17 protein-coding genes are annotated in these 15924 nt (G+C 37.5%); 10 read left to right on the forward strand and 7 right to left on the reverse strand.

Annotation, left to right across the window (positions count from 1 at the left end):
* Nucleotides 1–103 precede the first annotated feature (103 nt).
* The 6 genes from COU51_04490 (at nt 104) to COU51_04515 (ending at nt 6614) form a co-directional block, all read left to right on the forward strand.
* On the forward strand, nt 104–925 hold the full coding sequence (locus tag COU51_04490) for an integrase (GenBank protein ID PIR66317.1): 822 nt from the start codon (nt 104–106) through the stop codon (nt 923–925).
* A complete protein-coding gene (locus tag COU51_04495; GenBank protein ID PIR66318.1) occupies nt 922–2748 on the forward strand; it encodes an elongation factor 4 in 1827 nt (608 codons plus the stop codon). The genes COU51_04490 and COU51_04495 overlap by 4 nt, the downstream gene beginning before the upstream one ends.
* A 273-nt stretch (nt 2749–3021) precedes the next feature.
* A complete protein-coding gene (locus COU51_04500; GenBank protein PIR66319.1) occupies nt 3022–4350 on the forward strand; it encodes a hypothetical protein in 1329 nt (442 codons plus the stop codon).
* Complete coding sequence (locus tag COU51_04505) at nt 4319–4504, forward strand: hypothetical protein (protein PIR66320.1); 186 nt, start codon at nt 4319–4321, stop codon at nt 4502–4504. The genes COU51_04500 and COU51_04505 overlap by 32 nt, the downstream gene beginning before the upstream one ends.
* Nucleotides 4505–4506: 2 nt before the next feature.
* On the forward strand, nt 4507–6213 hold the full coding sequence (recJ, locus tag COU51_04510) for a single-stranded-DNA-specific exonuclease RecJ (GenBank protein ID PIR66321.1): 1707 nt from the start codon (nt 4507–4509) through the stop codon (nt 6211–6213).
* Nucleotides 6210–6614 carry a ribonuclease H gene (locus COU51_04515; GenBank protein ID PIR66322.1) on the forward strand — a complete coding sequence of 135 codons (405 nt, stop codon included), beginning with the start codon at nt 6210–6212 and terminating at the stop codon, nt 6612–6614. Before recJ ends, COU51_04515 begins: the two co-directional genes overlap by 4 nt.
* Nucleotides 6615–6634: 20 nt before the next feature.
* Here COU51_04515 and COU51_04520 read toward each other — a convergent pair whose 3' ends face one another.
* Nucleotides 6635–7054, reverse strand: a complete 420-nt coding sequence (locus COU51_04520) for a hypothetical protein (GenBank protein ID PIR66323.1) — start codon at nt 7052–7054, stop codon at nt 6635–6637.
* 45 nt (nt 7055–7099) lie between these two features.
* Here COU51_04520 and COU51_04525 point away from each other — a divergent pair, with 45 nt between their 5' ends.
* Together COU51_04525 and rplU are read left to right on the forward strand one after the other, a co-directional pair.
* Nucleotides 7100–7558 carry a hypothetical protein gene (locus tag COU51_04525; protein PIR66324.1) on the forward strand — a complete coding sequence of 153 codons (459 nt, stop codon included), beginning with the start codon at nt 7100–7102 and terminating at the stop codon, nt 7556–7558.
* Nucleotides 7559–7659: 101 nt separating this feature from the next.
* Nucleotides 7660–7959: a 50S ribosomal protein L21 gene (gene rplU, locus COU51_04530; protein PIR66325.1), complete on the forward strand. Its 300-nt coding sequence runs from the start codon at nt 7660–7662 to the stop codon at nt 7957–7959.
* Nucleotides 7960–7972: 13 nt separating this feature from the next.
* Here the strand turns inward: rplU and COU51_04535 are convergent, their stop codons facing one another.
* Together COU51_04535 and dnaB are read right to left on the reverse strand one after the other, a co-directional pair.
* Nucleotides 7973–8575 (reverse strand): recombination protein RecR, encoded by a 603-nt coding sequence (locus COU51_04535; GenBank protein PIR66326.1) that lies wholly within the window; start codon nt 8573–8575, stop codon nt 7973–7975.
* Between the two features lie 37 nt (nt 8576–8612).
* Complete coding sequence (dnaB, locus tag COU51_04540) at nt 8613–10067, reverse strand: replicative DNA helicase (GenBank protein ID PIR66327.1); 1455 nt, start codon at nt 10065–10067, stop codon at nt 8613–8615.
* 119 nt (nt 10068–10186) lie between these two features.
* On the opposite strand from dnaB, the gene COU51_04545 reads away from it, so the two are divergent.
* Both COU51_04545 and COU51_04550 read left to right on the forward strand, forming a co-directional pair.
* Nucleotides 10187–11329 (forward strand): hypothetical protein, encoded by a 1143-nt coding sequence (locus COU51_04545; protein PIR66328.1) that lies wholly within the window; start codon nt 10187–10189, stop codon nt 11327–11329.
* Between the two features lie 12 nt (nt 11330–11341).
* Complete coding sequence (locus COU51_04550) at nt 11342–11638, forward strand: hypothetical protein (GenBank protein PIR66329.1); 297 nt, start codon at nt 11342–11344, stop codon at nt 11636–11638.
* Nucleotides 11639–11747: 109 nt separating this feature from the next.
* On the opposite strand, the gene COU51_04555 is transcribed toward COU51_04550, so the two are convergent.
* From COU51_04555 to COU51_04570, 4 genes are all read right to left on the reverse strand, one after another.
* Nucleotides 11748–12542, reverse strand: coding sequence for a bifunctional methylenetetrahydrofolate dehydrogenase/methenyltetrahydrofolate cyclohydrolase (locus tag COU51_04555; protein ID PIR66330.1), 795 nt, complete (start codon nt 12540–12542; stop codon nt 11748–11750).
* A gap of 427 nt (nt 12543–12969) precedes the next feature.
* On the reverse strand, nt 12970–13296 hold the full coding sequence (locus COU51_04560; GenBank protein ID PIR66331.1) for a hypothetical protein: 327 nt from the start codon (nt 13294–13296) through the stop codon (nt 12970–12972).
* Between the two features lie 79 nt (nt 13297–13375).
* On the reverse strand, nt 13376–14653 hold the full coding sequence (locus COU51_04565; protein ID PIR66333.1) for a serine hydroxymethyltransferase: 1278 nt from the start codon (nt 14651–14653) through the stop codon (nt 13376–13378).
* Nucleotides 14654–14703: 50 nt separating this feature from the next.
* On the reverse strand, nt 14704–15924 hold a 1221-nt coding region (locus COU51_04570; protein PIR66332.1), incomplete at its 5' end, for a hypothetical protein.

The following is a 15924-nucleotide window of genomic DNA, read 5'->3' on the forward strand; positions in this document are numbered from 1 at the left end:
GAAAGAAGCGAAGCGATTTCGCTACAACTAGTGTTTATGCGAAGTGTTTTCGCATAAACGCATTATTTGACACTTTTTGCGATATATTTTAGAATTATTGTATATGCAAGAGTATCAAAATTATTTGGATAAAACAAAGCGAGAATTATATTTGCGAAATTATAGCCAAAAAACAATTAAAGCATACTTGCTTTGTTTAAAGCACTATTCTAATTTTATCAAAAATGGTATAGAAGAAGCAAATGAAGAAAAAATCAAAGAATTTCTGCTTCACATCAAAAGTAAAAATTATTCCCCTCAAACGATAAATCTTTATTTGAACGCCATTAAGTTTTTTTACAAGGAAATCATAGGGTCATACATAAAAATTAACATAAAATTTTCTAAAAAAAGCAAAAAATTGCCGATTGTGTTATCTCGGCAAGAAATAGGTGATATTATAGATAATATCGGCAATAAAAAACATAAACTATTAATCGCTCTGTCTTATGGAGCCGGGCTACGGGTTAGCGAAGCCATTGATTTGAAAATAAAAGATGTTTTGCCGGACGAAAATATAATTCACATTAAAGAAGCAAAGGGAAAAAAGGATAGGATAACGGTGCTTCCCGAGAGTTTAAAAACAGAGTTATTGATACTGATAAGCAATAGGAGCGCTGATAGTTTTCTTTTTGAAAGCGAACGCGGAGGAAAATTAACGACAAGGACGGCACAAAAAATTTTTGAAAACGCGCTAAAAAAGACGGGAATAAAAAAAGACGCTACCTTTCACTCTTTGCGCCATAGCTTTGCTACGCATTTGCTTGAAAATGGCACAGATGTGCGATATGTGCAGGAACTTTTGGGACATGCCAATATTCGTACAACGCAAATTTATACGCACATAACAAATCCGAGTTTAAAAAATATAAAAAGTCCATTATGAATAACGTCCGCAACTTTTGTATTATCGCGCACATTGACCATGGAAAATCCACTTTGTCGGACCGGCTTTTGGAGTTTACTGGAACCGTTAATAAGCGCGACATGAAGGCACAGCTTTTGGATACTATGGATTTGGAGCGAGAAAGAGGCATAACAATCAAGCTCCAGCCTGTTCGTATGGACTATACCCTTGGTGGTACGCCATATATTTTAAATTTAATAGACACTCCGGGGCATGTTGATTTTACATACGAGGTTTCTCGTTCTTTGGCGGCTTGTGAAGGAGCGGTTTTGCTTGTTGATGCCACGCAAGGCGTGCAGGCGCAAACAATTGCCAATCTTTATTTAGCACTTGACCAGGGATTAACTATAATTCCTGTTATCAATAAAATTGATTTAGCCGGCGCGGAAATAGAAAAAACAAAAGAAGAGATTGTTCGCATTACTGGATGTAAAAAAGAAGAAATAATTGAAGTTTCCGGAAAGACAGGACAAGGAGTTCTGGAGCTTCTACAGGTTGTTATAGATCGTGTGCCTGCGCCAAAAATAGAAGACAAAAAACCACTTCGCGCTTTAATCTTTGATTCAAATTACGATGAATATCGGGGAGTGGTTGCTTATATCCGAGTTGTTGATGGCAGGTTAGTTCCGGGGATGAAAGTTAAGATGCTTGGTACGGGGAGAATATCGGAAGTTTTGGAAACAGGATATTTCAAACCCAAAATGCAAAAAAGCAACAATTTGGAAACAGGAGAAATTGGATATGTCGTAACAGGTGTAAAAAATATAAGCAAATTACGAGTAGGAGACACAATAGCTGAAAATAATACAGATGCCAAAGCTCTGCCTGGCTATAAAAATGTACGGCCAATGGTGTATGCTGGTATTTTTCCAAAAGATGGAAGCAACTATGCAGAACTCCGTGAAGCAATGGACAAATTAAAATTAAGCGATGCTTCGCTGGACTTTGAGCCGGAACGGAGTGAAGCGCTTGGCGTTGGTTTTCGCGTCGGTTTTTTAGGACTTCTTCATTTAGAAATTATTACAGAAAGAATAAAGCGCGAATTTGATATAGACCTGATGGTAACCGCGCCTTCCGTCGCATACGAAGTCCATAAAACAAATGGCGAAAAAATAATAATAAAAAGTCCGCAGGAACTCCCTGATCCTTCACAACGCGCAGAAGTATTGGAGCCATGGGTCAAGGCCGACATTGTAACGCCAAAAGAATTTATGGGAAATATTATGCAACTTGTTGCTACGCGACAAGGAGAATATAAAAATACCGAATATATTGGCGACGAAAATTTGGGCGGGCGGGTAATTTTGCATTACGAAATGCCGTTAGCCTCGGTTGTTACCGATTTTTATGATAAACTGAAAAGCACCAGTTCGGGTTATGCTTCGTTAAATTACGAGCTTGCCGGACAAAGAGAAGCAGAAATTGATCGCTTGGATATTTTGGTCGCCGAGTCGCCGGTTGAAGCGCTTTCCACAATTGTTTATCGTGATACGGCTTATGTTGATGCGCGCCGAGTCGTGGACAAATTGAAGGATGTATTGCCTCGCCAAATGTTTGAAGTAAAAATACAGGCAATTCTCAATTATCGCATTGAAATGAAAGGCGGAGGAAAAATAATCGCCTCAAACCGGATTCCTCCGATGAAAAAAGACGTAACTGCTAAACTTTATGGCGGAGATGTGACGCGTAAACGCAAACTTTTGGAAAAACAGAAAAAAGGAAAACGTAAAATGAAAGAAATGGGAGTGGGAAGAGTAGATATTCCGCCGGAAGCATTTACCGCGATACTTAAAAAGGATTAAACGGCTCAATTAATTGAGCTGTTTTTATAATAGAAAAAAACGTCGGCTAAAGACGGCGTGTGCGTCTGTTTGCCGGTAGATAGGCTTTTTCCTCCCTCTTGGTACTCCAAGGGGGAGGCTAGGTGGGGGATTATTTAAAAATAAAAAAGATATCCCCCCTCTAACTCCTCCCTTGAGTACAAGAGGGGAGAAAGCGTTTTTATTATTTCTTCTCTTTGCGCGTTTTGTTATTTTATGCTAAATTTTAGATAGCACTTTGATAAGGAGAGGGCGATGATAGACAGAGAAAAATTAGAGAAATATTTTGATGGCTTGAAATATACCGTGAAACGCAGTTGGATAGAAGATGAGCATGAAGTTATGTTGATTGACTTCCGAAATAAAAAGCAAGCTGAGCTTGGCGGACCGCTTCTTTTTTGCGAATGCGATTTTGATTATTATCTTTTGGAAAAAGACGGCAGGACATATGTTTCGCGAAGAAGTAATCCGAATAAATGTTCTGTGAAAAAAGTTGTTCGTCAAAGGGTAGTCAAGGAATGGCAAGAAAGATATGGCGATTATTGGAAAGACATCGGCACAAAAGAAGCAGTTATGGATATTTTTCGTAAAGCGGAAGTAAAGGACTATCTCGGTCAGTGCGAAGCGGGAATGATTTATTTGCAGGAAGTTGCCAAACTTTTGGGTGTTGAGCCATTTTATAGTCTCTCAAAAGAAGTGGGACAGCTCTATGGCGAAGAGCGTCTTGATTTGAATGGATATATTTTGACTGATTTTGAACAGAGATTTCGTTTTCCATCAGAGATACGCGACGTATTGCGTTTTATCTTTAGTGATTATGCTGATACGAGCGATTTTCTTTTAGCAGAGATTGAATCAGCTCTTACAGACTTTTATTATAAAGAAGAGAATGGTGAAAAGACGTATCCTTTTCCAAGCGGAAAAGATATTTTCCCGGAAGATTGGCCCAACATTAAACCCGATACTCTGGCATATTTTGGGAGATTATGGCTTGAATATGCAAAAGCGCGTGGGCAAAAAACCCTTTTGGATGATGTGGAAAATGCGCAGGCTGGAATGAAAGAAGCGTACGATGCTCTGGATGCAGGGCTTGACTATATCCATGAATTGGAAGAAGACTCACAAAGATATAGCGAGAAAATTCGTCAGCTAAGCGCAGAAAAGGAAAAACTTATTGAAGAGAATGAAGCGCTCAAAAAACAGCTTGAAGAAAAAGAGCATAAATGTGAAGGAAAGTGCGCCCAAGAATTTGTAAGCCTTTTGCAAGCGAGTGTAATAAAGATAATGAAAAAGTATGGAGTAAGGGTATTTATTGGTGGAACCAGAAACTGTTCGGGAAAATTTTCTCTAATAAAATTTGGTGTTGATTTGGAATCTCGCGCCCTAAAAAATCTTTTGTTTCAATTATTTAATGTAGAAAACCAAGTTGATTTTAATTTTCAAATGGATTGCGTCGGTTTGATGGATGCTTTGCAAAAAGCGGAAGACGGCGAGAAAAGAATGGGCTTTTTCTTGGATTTGAATGAAATAATGGATTTAAATGGAGGAAAGGTTGTCCATTGCGGAAAATGCAAAGGCAAGTAAAGACCAAGTAATTTGGTCTTTTTTAATTGGTTTGTTAAAATACATATATATGAATAGAGGAAAAAAGAAAAAATTAGAAAAATTAGTCTGGCTCATAATTGCAATTGTTGTAATTACGTCTATGATTTTGTGGACAATAGCCCCGGGGTTTTAATTATGAAATCAAATTGGATAGCTTTGGAAAAATATGAGGAGGGCTTTGGAAAGGACTGGGGATATAGTCCGATAATTTTGCAATTACTTTGGAATTTAAATATAAAAGGTCCGGAACATGCCGAGGCTTTTTTAAATCCGGATTATACACAATTGAACGACCCTTTTCTTTTTCCACAAATGAAAGTTGCCATAGAACGCATACTTCAAGCAAAAGAAAAGTCTGAGAAAATATTTATTTACGGAGATTATGATGCGGACGGAGTTCCTGGCGCGATTATTTTGGATACTGTTTGTAAAGCTTTTGGAATAATTACAGAAATTTATATTCCGCATCGGGAGACAGAAGGTTATGGTTTAAATAATGGAGCAATTGATTATATTGAAAAGCAAAACGGAAAGCTTATTATTACTTGTGATTGCGGGATAAGTAATGCCGAAGAAACTTTATATGCCAAAGAAAAAAGAATCGACGTGATTATTACAGATCATCACACTTTGCCAGAGGCTCTGCCAGAGGCATACGCCATTATTCATCCGGAAGTTGGCAACTATCCCTTTAAATTATTATCAGGCGGTGGTGTGGCGTTTAAGCTGGCACAAGGACTGTTGAAAAGCGAAGAAAAATTAACATCAACCGATTCCAAAGAAGCAATAGAAAAATGGTTGCTGGATTTGGTGGCGATTTCTACAGTTGGAGATATGATGCCATTAATAGATGAAAATCGTGTTTTGGTTTATTATGGATTGAAAGTTTTAAATCAGACAAAACGTTTGGGGCTTAGGAAGCTAATAGAGGTGGCTGGAAATAATTTTGGGTCTTTGGACACATATTCAATCGGTTTTCGTATTGCGCCAAGAATAAATGCTGCCGGACGCTTAGACCATGCTAATGCCGCAGTAAATCTTTTACTTTCTGAAGACGAAAAAGAAGCAATAAAAATGGCGGAAAGCTTGAATGCGACAAATAACGAACGTCAACGTTTGACTGATATTATTGTAAAAGAAGCAAAATTTCAGATTGTGGAAGAGGGACAGGAAAAACATTATTGCCTCGTATCTTTTAAAGAGGGTTGGCATCTCGGTCTTTTGGGTCTTGCGGCAGGAAAAATTTCTCAAGAGTTTAATCGTCCGGTTATCCTTTTGACAGAAATTCAAGGAATGGTAAAAGGTTCGGTTCGTGGGATAGAACATTTTAATGTAATAAAAGCGCTTCAAAAAATTGGCGATTTGTTCCTAAAGTTTGGCGGACATCCGGCCGCTGCCGGACTAACTTTGAAAAATAAATCGGTTTTGCCGGAGTTTAAGGAAAAAATGGAAGAATTGGCGAAAGATGATTTACAGGATAAAGAGCTGATAAGCATTTTAAATGTAGATGAGGTAGATATTGATGATTTAAATCTTGATTTGGCAAAAGAGATAAAAAGATTTGAACCTTTTGGTCATAAAAATCCGCGTCCAATTTTTTGTTCACGGGGGATAGAGGTTTGTGGGGCGGACACTATTGGAAATGGAGAAAAGCATTTGCGTCTTATGGTAAAAGGGCAAGGTATAGCAAAATACAAAATGATTGGTTTTTGTTTTGGTCAGTTTTGTGAGGCTTTGCCAAAAATTGGAGAAAAATATGATATAGTATATGAAATAGGGATAAACGAATGGAATGGTAGAGAAGATTTGCAGTTAAAAATTATAGATATGAAAAAAATATGAAATTAACAATTTTTACAGATGGGGGAGCAAGAGGAAATCCCGGACCAGCCGGAATCGGTGTTGTGATTAAAGAAAACGGAAGAACAATAAAAGAATACGGAAAGTATATTGGCGAAACAACAAATAATCAAGCAGAATATCGCGCGCTAATTTCTGCATTGGAAACTGCGAAAGAAATGGGAGCTGAAGAAGTTAATATTTTTATGGATAGTGAGCTTATTGTAAAACAGGTAAAAGGTGAATATAAAGTAAAGCATCCAGGACTTGCGCCATTATTTTTGAAATTGCATAATTTGCGAATGGGATTTAAAAAGTTTTCTGTAGCTCACATAAGAAGAGAAAGAAATACAGAAGCCGACGCGCTGGTGAACAAAGCAATAGACGAGGTATTAAAAAATTAAAAAAAAGCGCGTACGCGCTTTTAAAGATCGTCCATATTTCTATAGAACATGGATTCGGTAATTCGGATGTGATGCTGTAGGGATTTGTATTCTATCGCATGATGAGATGCTATGGCTTTTTGAGATATTAACTGATCATAAAGAGCTTTAAGACCTGCCGGCACCTGTTCGTTTTCTTCCAGCTGTTGGAGCCAAAGCAATCTTTTTTCTAGCGTCTTATTTATTCTAACGATAGATATAAAACCCGCTAAACACGCTATGGAAGATATGGCAGAAAGAATAGCCCAAATAAAGCTCGCTTCCAAAAGGTAAATAGATACGATAGCCGCTGCTATAGAAATTGCGACTACAAGCCATTTGGTATTACGCCAATATTTCATTTCTTCTGTCATTTTTTGTTTTTCGGATTTGAACGTTTGTTCCATAGCGCGACTTTCCATCTTTTTTCTCCCTATCAAAGAACTTGTTATAATTTAAACATAATTATGGATTTTATGCAAGGCAAAGCTAAATTGTTTTTATACATTTTCTTAATCATAATTATATCAGCTATAGGGCTCAGAATAGTTAATTTTGTTACAAAAAGAGGTGAGATTGAAATAAAAAGTAAAGTTTTTAAAATAGAAATATTAAAAAATGAATGGGAGCTTGCGAAGGGTCTTTCCGGTAGAGAATCATTGGCAGAGAATAAGGGATTGCTTTTTGTTTTCCCTTCGTCGGAAAAACACGGATTTTGGATGAGGGGCATGAAATTTCCGATTGATATAATTTGGATAGACAATGGAGAAGTCATTGATATAAAGCAAAATGCTCCAATTCCATTAACCCAAAACTACGAAACTTATAGCCCAAGCGCCCCAGCAAATTATGTGTTGGAAATAAATGCAGGACTTTCAGAAAAATATGGGTTTAAGGTTGGGGATAAGGTAAAAATGAAATTATAAATTAAGAATTAAGGGTACTCACGTCCTTATTCTTTATTTGCTTGACAAATTATGCTTTATCTGTTAAGATTTGAATTAATTGAGAATTAACTTAAATTATTATGTTAGCTATTATAAAAACCGGTGGTAAACAATACCTGGTAAAAGAAGGCGATAAAATCAAAGTAGAAAAGTTAGAAGGAAAAGCCGACGATAAAATTATCTTGGAAGATGTGCTTATGGTTAATGAAAAAATGGGGTCTCCTCTTGTAGAGGGCGCCAAAGTAGAAGTAAAAGTTTTAAAACAGGGCAAAAGAAAAAAAATTCGCGTAGTCAAATACAAACCAAAAACCAGATATAAAAAGGAAACCGGACACAAACAACTGTTTACAGAAATACAAATAGAAAAAATCAGCGCTTAATCCGCTGATTTTTTTATAGTTCCTGTCTTCCTTCCAGGGCTGACGAAAGAGTTATTGGGTCGGCATATTCAAGTTCGCTTCCCATTGGGAGTCCGCGGGCAAGTCGACTTATTTTTATATTCAATGGTTTTAATATTCTCGTTAAATATAGAATTGTATTTTCGCCCGGGATATCAGAATTCATTGCTAATATTATTTCGCGGATATTATCATTTTTTACTCTTGCAAGAAGCGTATTAATTCGTAAATGTTCTGGTCCGGTTCCGCGTAAAGGATCAATTTTTCCACCTAAGATATGGTAAAGACCCAAGAAATCGCTTGTTGCTTCTATCGCCATTAATTCTGGAAGGTTGGAAATAACGCAGACTGTTTTTTTATCACGAGCTGGATCGGCGCAATATTTACAAAAGTTTCCATTTGTGGTTATATTGTGGCATTTTTGGCAAAGCGAAAGATTTTTTATATTTTCAATTTGTCCCGCGAGCTCATTTATATAATTTTCGTCCTTTCCGAGTAAAAATAAAACAAACCGCAAGGCGGTTTTCTCTCCAATCCCTGGGAATCGGGAGAATTGTCCAACTAAATCAGTTATTTCTTTGGGGAGATGATGATACATATAAAAACTGCAAGTATCGTGTATTAAGAATACATATTTAAAATGGCGGAGCGTCTTCTTCTGTTTCTTGCTTCGGCGCCTCTATTTGTGGTTTTTCTTTCGCAGGCAGGGGAGTCGGTGCTTCGCGTTTTTGTTCCAAACTTCTAAAGCAAACTCTTTGTTCGTCAAAGAATAGTTTTACTTCTCCGGTCGGACCATTTCTATGTTTTGCGATATGAATTTCGGCAATACTTCTTTCTTGTGGATCAAGATCTTCCGGCCGATAGTTTCTGTCTGCTGCTTTTCTATAAATAAACATAACAACATCAGCATCTTGTTCAATACTTCCACTCTCACGAAGGTGAGCTAATTTTGGAATTGCCGGTTTAGAATTTTCAACTGCGCGAGACAGCTGTGAGAGAGCTAAAACCGGAATATCCAGTTCTCTGGCGACTGCTTTTAATCCGCGGGTTATTTCCGCGACTTCTTGTACGCGATTATCACTTGAACGATAACTGCTTCGTGATTCCAAAAGCTGGAGATAATCAATGACAATCATATCAAGTCCGCGTTCCATTTGGAGCCGGCGGGCTTTTGTGCGAATATCCATTATATTAGAGGTGGCGCTATCGTCAATGTATAAAGGGATTTCCGATAAAGTGCCGAGAGCGTTTCCAATTCTTGTAAAATCGTCAGAGCTATCGGTCAGTTTTCCGGTTCGCATTTTCCATAAATCAATGTTTGCTTCTGTACAAATCAAGCGGTCAACAAGTTGTTCTTTTGACATCTCCAAACTAAAAAGACCAACAGACTTTCCTGATTTAGCTGCAAGTCGGGCAATATCAAGAGCAAAAGAAGTTTTTCCAACAGACGGGCGAGCCGCCAAAATAACAAGGTCGGATTTTTGCAAACCTGATAAGTAGTTATCCAATGAAGGAAAACCCGTTGGTATTCCACGAAGCTTTCCTTTTTCGCGGTGAAGCTCGTCAATTCGGTCAAACGCTGATTCTAAAACGTTTTTTATTGGAACGAATGCCTGTTTTGAATAATTTTGGGAAACTTGGAATAACTCTTTTTCAGCCTTATCCAAGACTACATCAAGATCCTCGTCTTCTTTATATACAAGCTCCGAGATTCCACTAGCCGCTGTTAGAAGCCGGCGTAAAATTGCTTTATTACTGACAATCTTTGCATAGTGAACAATATGAGAAGATGTTGGCACTGCGTTTGATAATTGCATAAGATATGCTCTTCCGCCAACCGATTCAATTTGTTTCTTATCTTCTAAACGGCTAGTTAAGCTGAGAATATCAATAGGTTCCTGTTTTGCGAAAAGCTCTTGCATTGCTTCAAAGATGAGGGCGTGAGTATTTTTATAGAAGTCCAGAGGTCTTACTGTGTCAGCTACTCTAATAATCGCTTCTTTATCAATCAAAAGAGCGCCCAATAATGATTGTTCGGCTTCTATATTTTGTGGGGGTAAACGGAGAGAATCCAAATTTGTGTTATCCATACTATTAATAGTTTACACATAAGAAGGGGTTGGTGGCAAGAGGGAATAAAAATTTTCAATTATCAATTATGAAATTTTTGCTGACGTAAAAATAAATTATTATGTTATAATATTGATATATGAAAACAGGAACAAAAAATTATTATCGCGGGATAGCGATGATGGTTGGCACAATTGTCGGAGTTGGTATTTTCGGTGTGCCATATGTTTTGGCAAAATCAGGCGTTATAGTCGGGCTTTTTTATTTTGCACTTTTAGGAATATTGCTTACCTTAAATCATCTACTTTTTGGCGAAATGCTTTTACGAGTTCAAGGCAAGCATCATCTCGCTGGTTTAGCTGGTCGTTTTGGAAATAAAAATTGGGAGTATTTTGCTCTTTTGGTAACTACTTTTAGTTTTTATGGAGCGCTTATTGCGTATATCATTTTAGGTGGAAAGTTTTTAGAAATTGTTCTTTTACCTTTTTTTGGCGAAGGCCTTTTTATATATCAAATGCTATTTTTTAGTTTTATGGCGTTTTTCGTTCTTGTTGGTGTGCGTTTGGTTGCTTTTTCCGAACTTTTTATGAGCTTTTTGCTTTTGGCAGTTATGGGAGTAATTATCGGATTCGGAATTCCAAAAATAAATATTTCAAATCTCCTTACTTTTGATTTAAATCAAGCATTTTTGCCGTATGGTGTGATTTTGTTTTCTTTGGGAGGGGCGGCAGCTATCCCCGGAATGGTTGAGATAATGCCAAAAGAAAAGAAAAAACTGAAAAGCGCTATTATCATCGGAACTTTAATTCCGTTATTTTTGACGCTTATTTTTTCTTTAGTTGTTGTTGGTATTACAGGAGCGAACACAGTACAGGATGCAATAGAAGGTATGCGAGCGTATCTTGGTGATTGGATAGTATATTTGGGAGCAGTATTCGGGCTTTTTGCCGTAGCAACAAGCTTTTTGGCAATGGCACTTTATCTGCGCGAACAATTTTGGTATGACATGAAAATTAATAAATATGTTTCTTGGCTTTTAGCTTGTTTTGTTCCGCTTTTAATTTTTTTATTTGGTACAAGAAATTTTATACAAGTAATCGGTTTTACCGGCGCGGTTTTTAGTGGACTTGAGGGAATACTCATTATTTGGATTTATCGATTAGCGCAGAAAAAAGGAAAACGTGAGCCAGAGTATAAGATGCGCGTGCCGTTTGTAGTTTTGGCAGTAATGGTGATAGTATTTATATTAGGAATAGTTTACGAAGTTCTTTCTACTCTTTAAAGGAGGAAAGTTATGTCACAAGCAAAGGCTGTACTAACAGATGAAGATTATTTAGAATTTGTAAAAAAGTATAATGACGACATTGATGACTTAATCGCAAATCTGAATATAGAGGATTCTTCGTTGAGTTCTGATGCGGAAACTTTTTATAATTTTTTTAAAAAATATAAAACCGCAAAAGAAAAAAGAATTGCTCTTCTTGTAATTTTTCAGATAGGTCGGTCAATAGATAAGTATATAGATGAAGAGGACGAAGATGATGGCGAAAAAGAAGAGGGCTTCGGCGGAGCTGGTGGCTTAATAAATTAATTATCCTGTGTATATGCCAGGATTTTTTTATAAAATTTTTTTAAAAAAGAAATCCCCGCTAAATTAGCAGAGATTATTAAAGAGAATAAAGTATTATTTTTCCGGAATATTATTTTGCGACATTTTTCAAAAGACAGGCGACTGTTATCGGGCCTACTCCGCCGGGAGTTGGCGTAAGATACGAAGCTTTTTGCGCAAGCGATTTTGAATCCGCATCGCCATATACATTTTTTCCTTTTTTAATTGCGCCAATATCAATCACAATAGCATCTTTTTTTATCATTTCGGATTTTAGGTAATGTTTTTTTCCGATTGCAGTTATAACGATATCGCCGGAAAGAAGACAAATGTCTGTTGCGTTTTCACTGCAAAAATGAAATTCTTTTGCCCGATTTTTGAAATAGGCGATATAGGGGATAGGAAAAATCTCGCTCTTGGTGAGGAGTGTGATGGTTTTTGTTTTTATGTCTACGTTTAGTTCTTTAAAAATTTGCAATACTGCGCAAAGAACCGGTGGAAAAAAATCAAACTTATTTTTTTGGAAAGCAATTAGATTTTCCGGATGATATCCATCAACGTCTTTTAGGGGGTTAATCGCATGAATAATTTTGTTTGTGTCCAATTTCTCCGGCAAAGGAAGTTGGATGATTATTCCCGTTATATTTTTTTGCGTGTTTAGGTCATTTATTTTTTTTATAATTTTTTGTTCAGACGCAGTTTCTTCAAAAAGATATTTTTCGAAATATATTCCAACGCGTTTTGCAGCCGCTTCTTTTAGTTTTACGTAAAGATGGCTTTCTGGATTATTTCCTACCAAAACAACAGCTAACCCCCCGGTTTTTCCGGAGCTTTTTATTTCTTCTTCAATTCTTTCTGCAATTTTCTTGCCGTCTATTAAATGCATGTATTATGTGTTAAATGTTATGTATAAATGATAATATAAAATGGTTTAAAAGACAAGAAAAGATTTTGTATATTTTGCTAAATTTAGCTATATCATAGAACGTTACACGTCGTATATTATGTAAGTATGTTTCAGGGCTTGACAAAAAGATTAAAATATGCTAATATATATTCAAGTTTATTTTATGGGTTGCACGTAATACTGCATGCAGTATTACTGATCGGTTCGCCGGGAACGCAACCCGCCACAAGTAATCTTCTTCTGCCTTAATTTAGTCGGGAGAGGTTCTTTAGAAGCGAGGAGAACGAACGTCGTGTGCTACTGAGCCACTGTCTGCCGTTTCCTTTAGCTTCCGAGCGCCTTCCTTTCCATATTGGTCGGCGTTTTTTTTATATAAAAATTCGGCTCTTGCGAGAGCCGAATAAAATTAGTAAACCTCCATTCTGCCTTCAAAGCTACCGCCCGAGCTCCCCACCATACTCACACCTTTTTTACTTATAAGTAAATATTCTATTGAGGGCGAACTTGTGTCCAGATATAATCTGCCATTTTGAAATTGCCAGCTGACTATTCGCGCGGCTAAGATTTTTAACTTTCCCTTGTTGTCCCTGAAATAAAATCTGAACCTAACTTCAAGAATCTGAGAAGCGCTCAATGCTTCAAAAATATGCTGTTGAATGAGCTTTGTTGCTTTCTTTAACGCGTTTGATTCCTCTCTGCGGTTTATCATTTTTCCTCTCCTTATAGTCAACATTAAAAAATTTTTATTTTTTTGTCAATAAAAAATCCGGCTTATTGATATAAGCCGGAAATTAAAAGCTAAATATTAATCGCTAAACATTCCATTCCGGATATATCGGATATTTTTCGGATAGTTCTTTTATAGTGTTTCGGGCATTTTTTAATACGCTATCGTCTTTTGGATTTTTCAATACATTTGCCATTATTCTGCCGACTATTGCCATATCTTCTTCAAGTAATCCGCGTGTGGTTAAAGCTGGTGTACCAATGCGGAGCCCGGACGGGTCAAAAGGCGAACGAGTTTCATTTGGCACAGTATTCCTGTTTGTATAAATTAGTGCGGAGTCCAGCGCATTTTCCGCTTCTTTTCCGCTAAGCCCCAGATTTGTTAAATCCAATAATATTAAATGATTATCAGTTCCGCCCGAGACCATTTCAACCCCTTCTTCTCTAAATGTTTTTGCCAGTTGTTTAGCATTTGCCACTATTTGCCTGCCATATTCGGCAAATTCCGGACGCAATGCCTCGCCAAAGGCAACTGCTTTTGCGGTAATAATATGTTCCAATGGCCCACCTTGTAGTCCGGGAAAAACTGCGCTGTCAATTTTTTGCGCCATATTTTTTTTGTCATCCGGACGCAAACGGTCTTCTTTTTTGCAAAGTATCATAGCCCCTCTTGGTCCGCGCAAGGTTTTGTGTGTTGTTGTTGTGATGACATCAGCAAACGGAATCGGATCCGGATGAACTTTTGTGGCAACAAGTCCGGCAATATGCGCCATATCTACCATAAAATATGCGCCAACTTCTTCCGCGATTTTACGGAACGCTTCAAAGTCAATTAATCGTGGATAGGCGGTTGCGCCGGCTAAGATGACGCGAGGTTTTTCGCGAAGCGCTATTTCACGCACCGCGTCCATATCAAGCATATGATTATCTTCGTTTACGCCGTAGGGAATAATTTTATAAAGTTTTCCGGAAAAATTTATCGGTGAGCCATGCGTTAGATGCCCGCCATGCGCCAAAGACATTGCCATTAGCTTATCTCCAGGCTCCATCAATGCAAAATAAGCCGCCATATTGGCAGGGGAGCCGGCATGAGGTTGGACATTGGCGTGTTCTGCGCCAAAGAGCTGGCAAGCTCTTTGGCGCGCAAGGTTTTCTATAATATCAATAAATTCGTTTCCGCCATAATAGCGTTTTCCAGGATATCCTTCGGAATATTTATTAGTAAGGGGAGTGCCCATTGCTTCAAGCACTGCTTCGCTTACGATATTTTCTGAAGCAATCATCTCCAGTCCGTTTTGCTGGCGTCGGACTTCATTATTTATTGCTTCCGCAATCTGCGGGTCTTGTTTTGATAAGTGTTTCATATTTTTAAATATTATCATTTTTATATTAAAAAAGCCAGCATTTTGCCGGCTTATAATTCGTTTTTCTTTTCCTCCATTTTTTTGCAATAAATTTTCATTATTGCATCTTTCAGATAATCCCTTATTTTCGTTGTTAGGGATTGTATTTTTTTTACATCATCATCGTTATTTTTTAGAACATGAATATTCATAAAGTATGATTCTTCCGCCATACTTATCATTTCTGCAATATGGCCGTTTGCCAGTTTTGATAATCTAAAAGTATCTCCAGCGTTATTGAACAGAAACGCATCTTCCGGTGTGAAGCGCTTTTGTGGTTGATCCTGGCAGGCAATAAAAACTTGCCACGGAAACAATTCTGCCATTTGGGCAATCTTTTGTTCAAGTCCAAAAATCGTATCCATATCTTTCCATATGTTCAAAGTCTCAAAAGGCATTAGTGGGAGATTTGTTTGGACAACGCTTTTGGGGGAATGGAAAAGTCGCGGATTTTTGTTATATAAAAATTCTATTGCCGGTTCAGGGGTATCGCCTGTCATTAGAGAGGCATAGATATTCTGCGTCCCGCGCGACCAACTGAAAGCAAACTTTCCAAGTAATTCGTGGTCTTTTACCATTCGTATTTCTGGAAGAAACTGCGGATCGTGCTTGCAATCAAAGCTTATCATTTTTTGCGTCATACGTTGGTAAAGCATTGATTGCTCTGAGCAATATAGATATAGATATGCCCAAAGGTATTTTCTTTGCAATTCTTTTACAGACTCCAGAATAGAAATATGCGCCATTATTTTTCCATCGCGAAAAGCAAGATGCCTTTTTATGATATACGTATCAATAACAGAGCCAAAACCGGTTTGCAAGGCATCATAAACAAGATAGTCAAGCTTGTCTAAGCCGAAGTTTTTATCAAAAATAATTTTTGATTCAGGAAGCTCGCTTGTTAAGAGTTTATAAAATGTTTCATAGTCAACACCACACGCCTCAACCGCTTCTTTAAGACTTGGAGCAAGTACTGATAGATGCTCGTCGTGATTTCCATAAAATGGTTCGACTGAATGACAGAGTGGCGGATGACCGATGTCATGAGCCAACGCTACCAGTGGCAAGGCATTCTTAATGAGTTTTGAAATTTTATCTCGTTTTCCAAAGCGCGCCAAATATTTTTTCATTTCCGAGTAAACCCGAAGCGAATGTTCAAAACGCGTATGATTTGCGCTCGGCGTAAAATGTAAAAATTTTTCACCAAGTTGTTTTAAGAATTTTAAACGTTG

The sequence above is a fragment of the Parcubacteria group bacterium CG10_big_fil_rev_8_21_14_0_10_36_14 genome (assembly GCA_002772895.1).
In the GTDB taxonomy this organism is placed as follows: Bacteria; Patescibacteriota; Patescibacteriia.